Source organism: Plebeiibacterium sediminum, from assembly GCF_026013605.1.
GTDB lineage: Bacteria > Bacteroidota > Bacteroidia > Bacteroidales > Marinilabiliaceae > Saccharicrinis > Saccharicrinis sediminus.
The window spans coordinates 1-4085 of sequence record NZ_JAPDPJ010000143.1 but is presented as its reverse complement, the minus strand read 5'-3'; the positions used below and the strand labels follow the sequence as shown (position 1 = coordinate 4085).

General features: G+C 30.8%; 5 protein-coding genes and 1 pseudogene. 5 read left to right on the top strand and 1 reads right to left on the bottom strand.

Annotation, left to right across the window (positions count from 1 at the left end):
* The 5 genes and pseudogenes from OM075_RS24380 to OM075_RS24360 form a co-directional block, all read left to right on the top strand.
* Positions 1–219 (top strand): hypothetical protein (locus OM075_RS24380; protein WP_301193174.1); only part of this gene is annotated, 219 nt, incomplete at its 5' end.
* Positions 220–724: 505 nt separating this feature from the next.
* Positions 725–847 (top strand): annotated as a pseudogene (locus OM075_RS24375) (recombinase); the annotation flags it as partial.
* 187 nt (positions 848–1034) lie between these two features.
* A complete protein-coding gene (locus tag OM075_RS24370; RefSeq protein ID WP_301193173.1) occupies positions 1035–1382 on the top strand; it encodes a hypothetical protein in 348 nt (115 codons plus the stop codon).
* Between the two features lie 351 nt (positions 1383–1733).
* Positions 1734–2306 carry a hypothetical protein gene (locus tag OM075_RS24365; RefSeq protein WP_301193172.1) on the top strand — a complete coding sequence of 191 codons (573 nt, stop codon included), beginning with the start codon at positions 1734–1736 and terminating at the stop codon, positions 2304–2306.
* 134 nt (positions 2307–2440) lie between these two features.
* Complete coding sequence (locus tag OM075_RS24360) at positions 2441–3475, top strand: hypothetical protein (protein ID WP_301193171.1); 1035 nt, start codon at positions 2441–2443, stop codon at positions 3473–3475.
* 281 nt (positions 3476–3756) lie between these two features.
* Here the strand turns inward: OM075_RS24360 and OM075_RS24355 are convergent, their stop codons facing one another.
* The gene (locus tag OM075_RS24355; protein ID WP_301193170.1) at positions 3757–4062 is read right to left on the bottom strand and encodes a phage integrase N-terminal SAM-like domain-containing protein; all 306 of its coding nucleotides are present in this window, start codon (positions 4060–4062) and stop codon (positions 3757–3759) included.
* Positions 4063–4085: the final 23 nt, after the last annotated feature.

The following is a 4085-nucleotide window of genomic DNA, read 5'->3' as shown; positions in this document are numbered from 1 at the left end:
CTTTTGGCCAAAAACGATGGTTTTGGATTCCATTTTTTTACTTTTCTTCGGTTCTCTTCGGTATGTCTTTGGTATTTGTTTGGTTTTCTTTGGTTATTCTTTGGTATGTGGTTGGGTTGTGGTTGGTATGTCTATGGGTTGTGGTTGGTATTTGTTTGGTTATTCATTGGTTCTAAGGAACCGAAGAAAGATCATGAAACATGCATAGTAAAACCATAGTCAATACAACGTCATACCCTGGTCATACCATAGGTAGCCAATAAAGAAGCAGGTGTAAAATAGGTTGTTAGATGATTTGGTCAGTAGGTCAATAGATATTAGATTATTAATTAAGCTATTGTACTAGTAATGTCAATTAAGTGTTAAAAATGAACGTGGAGTAGGTACCGAGACACTGATATTTTTGATAAGCTTCATTAAACCCATAAGGATTTACATCTGTGAACTTCTTTGTAATTTCATAATAATGGTGTTTGATTACTTCTCTTTTTCTAATTTGCACCAATTGTATGATATATATATATGCAATACGTTCTGTGTCTACTGTGTCTCTGTATTATTCTTTTTTTTAACTATTGATTCGCATTAGTAGACTATTGGTATTGAATAATGGCAACCTTTATTATGATATACTGAAGTTGTTGTGTGAGCGGACCTAAAGCAACGAGGTGGTTTACATTCATTACGTCATAGCTTTGTCACACATTTATAGGAATCGGGCACGGATTTACGCTATATACAAGAGCTATTGGGGCATAATTCATCAAAAACCACCGAAATATATACTCACGTGAGCAATAAATATTTACAACAGATTCAAAGTCCACTAGACGACTTAAATGTTTAAAAAATAAATTATATTAGCTAACTTAATTACATATGGCATAATGAAAATAACCGAAGTAGTTATGGCTTATGTCGAAGACGCAAAACCTTTCATGTAATCGAGAATAAATAAAAAATGTAAAACTGAAAAGAATTGCTTTACTTTTGGAATTAAAACACAAATAGAAATATACAGAACGACTAGTAGAATGGATTTTTTAATAATAATAACAGCAATACTGATTGTTATTTCAATGAATATTTTAATTGTTAATGCAATAATTAGAAAGACTGTTAATAAGCTAATTATTCCAAAATTGACAGAATTAAGTCTTCAATTTATTTCAATTAAACGAATAGGATTTATGAAAACAGGAAATTTTCCTGAACATACAATTTCTATGAACCCATTTAATCAATTTGGAAATTTTAAAATGACACTTTATAGAAATATTTCTTATCAAAATAAAAATAACAAACAGAGGGATATTACTGTTCGAATAAATTGGAATTTATTTAAAAAAACAACAATTGATTTTAAACCAGTTTTAAAATGAAAACATATTTTTCAGAAAAACATTGGCTAGACTTGATTTACAAACAGATTTAAAATAACCTATAAGAAATTTTACAGAACGCTTAGAATAAAAATATAATTTACAGCTTAGTAAACCGAATTTTAAAACAATACGGAAAAATTAGGACCGTTACAGGTTTTTGATTTACAGCTAGAAAGAAAAAGACACAAGCCATAACACGCCATGTAATTTAAAGGCAAATTAGCTGTACTTTGGTAGTTCAGCTCCCGCAGGTTGTCTTTGTCCATGCCGACAAAGACGCAGTACGCAGACTGCCTCAAAATTAATGGCAACCGATATGTATAATATTGAAATCACGACCTCAGAGATATGATTGAAAGAATTATAGTAACAGGAGAACAAGATCATAGACATTACTTATTGCATGAGGAATTAGCACATTCATGGGAGAAGTTCTCAGTTGATTTAAATGGCAAAATATCTGGCATTGTAAACCGACACATACTAGAGTTTAAACTCAATTTTCAAAGAGGTAATAAGGAAATTGAAATAATAGGGAAAAGACAATTCGACAGTCATTACAGTAGTCCGTTAGACAAACATTTTGCAATTAATACATCATCGAAGATTGAAGTTCATAAAATTAAGAGTCAAAATGAAAAATGGGAAATTAAGAAAAAGGATAAATTTGATTTGATCAGTAGGTTGTTTCAGACTACTAAACCGTTATTGTATGACAAGCACTACTCAATCTCATCATCTGTTCAATTAAATGAAAGATGGATAATGCCTCTTGAGTTGTTTGAATATCTGAAAAACGAGGTAGAAATTAGAACAATAGCATTTAAAGACGAAGTTTTTAAGATTGAATACGACAATCTTCTTGATACAAACAAAACATTAGAAATATTAGATGTAATATTAAAAAAATACAGTGCATAATACGCTGGCATAAAGCATGGCGCAGTTTGCTCGTCCTGACGCCTTTGTCTACCGTCTTAGTCTCCCTAGCGGGTGACACGACACCGCGACTAACGCGCCACGACTTCATCCAGCAAACGTTATGCAAAATTTAAATGAAACGAGCAACTAACATATTACTGACTCTGTTCTTGATTCTCTCAAGATTTTATACTTATGGTCAAATAACCAATGAACCCTTGTTGATTATTAAGGATAATTTGTTGGATATAAATTATAATGCAAAGCAGGAATATTGCTTGTTTGATGCCAAACCGAAGGACTTAATTGAAAATCCTGAATTTAGAGCTCAATTAATTAAGGAGCATAGAATTAAGTCTATAACTTATAAGACTTCCTCTGATGAAAAGACTGAATTATTTGATAGCACAGGTCACTTGAAAAACGTAAGAATAATATACAAACAAGAGCAGATTCGAGAAGTAAGTTATTTTAATGAGATTAACAATCTATCATTTCTTGTAAAATCCTTACCAGATAAGAAACCATACAAGAATCTATATTTCTACAACTATGATAAAAGTGGTAATCTGGTTAGCTATATTGAGATTGACAAAAGAGGCTTCTTTCGTAGAAGATATAGAGCTATGCAAAATTATTTATATGATACAATAGGTAATCTTCGAGAGATTCAAGGAATAAAACAATTTGACTATGATTCTACTAACAGATTAGTATTGGAGAAGGAAATAAACATCTATGGTGAAAGATTTACAAAAGTCAATCGAATAAAATGGGATAGAGCAAATTATGCTAATAGACAATTCAAGGAATACTTTTATTATCCAAGCGGACTTTTAAAACAGATTCGAATTAACCATTTTGACAGTCTCGAATTCAAAAATTACAAAATAACATTTGAGTACGATGATTTAGACCGATTAAAAAAGATTACTAAATATCATGCAAGTGGAGAGGAATGGAAAGTAAATAGATTGGAATATTCAAATGGAAACATAATAACAAATTCTGAAACTTTGTATTTTGGAGGTTCTGATAGCTTTACCATTGTTAAAAAGCAGTATCATTATGAAAACGGATTAATAACGAAAAGCGAAGAGTTTTTTAGCAATAAAAGGACAACAGAAAAACTAAGAGAAGAAGTCAAATATGAGTATACATTTTATTGATTTGATATAAAAACTTTGTATAACACTTAGCCTCTAATGTAGGGTTGCTTGCATACCCTACAAATTGGAGGGTTTGTTGAACTAAACAATATTCCAGCAACTAATATGTAAGGTGTTAATCATGTGATTTTACTTAAAGTGTTTTAAATGGCATTTTTAAAGCTTTTTATAAGGTTTTATCATTGTCATTTTTGTGATATTTCAGCTAATAATGAACCCTTTTATTCATTTGTTGCACTTGAAAGTTTTAGTTTATGAAAAGTTAATTTTAAGTCTTTGCGTTATAGTTCTTCATTTTTAAACATAGAAAACATGGCTCTTAAACCATATACCAGATGTTTGAAAGAGCTGCGACTGGTTTTTTTGTTGATTTGAATTTCAAATAAATAAGCTTCAAATTGATCAATGGACAGCTCCAAGGGCGAACACTTAAAATACAACACCATCTTAGAAATCTGCATCAGGTAATTACGGGTACAGGACTCTGATTTTCCGGCAATGGTGTAGTTACGCATAAATTGTTCGCTGATAAGTTTAAATTCAGGAACTGCTTTACAAGCTTGTTGTAGGTAAGATTCTCTACTCATTACAATTGTATTTAAAAATTAAT

Coding starts and splice junctions, on each gene's coding strand:
- OM075_RS24360 (WP_301193171.1), top strand. CDS start 2,441: ATGAAACGAGCAACTAACATATTACTGACTCTGTTCTTGATTCTCTCA.
- OM075_RS24370 (WP_301193173.1), top strand. CDS start 1,035: ATGGATTTTTTAATAATAATAACAGCAATACTGATTGTTATTTCAATG.
- OM075_RS24365 (WP_301193172.1), top strand. CDS start 1,734: ATGATTGAAAGAATTATAGTAACAGGAGAACAAGATCATAGACATTAC.
- OM075_RS24355 (WP_301193170.1), bottom strand. CDS start 4,062: ATGAGTAGAGAATCTTACCTACAACAAGCTTGTAAAGCAGTTCCTGAA.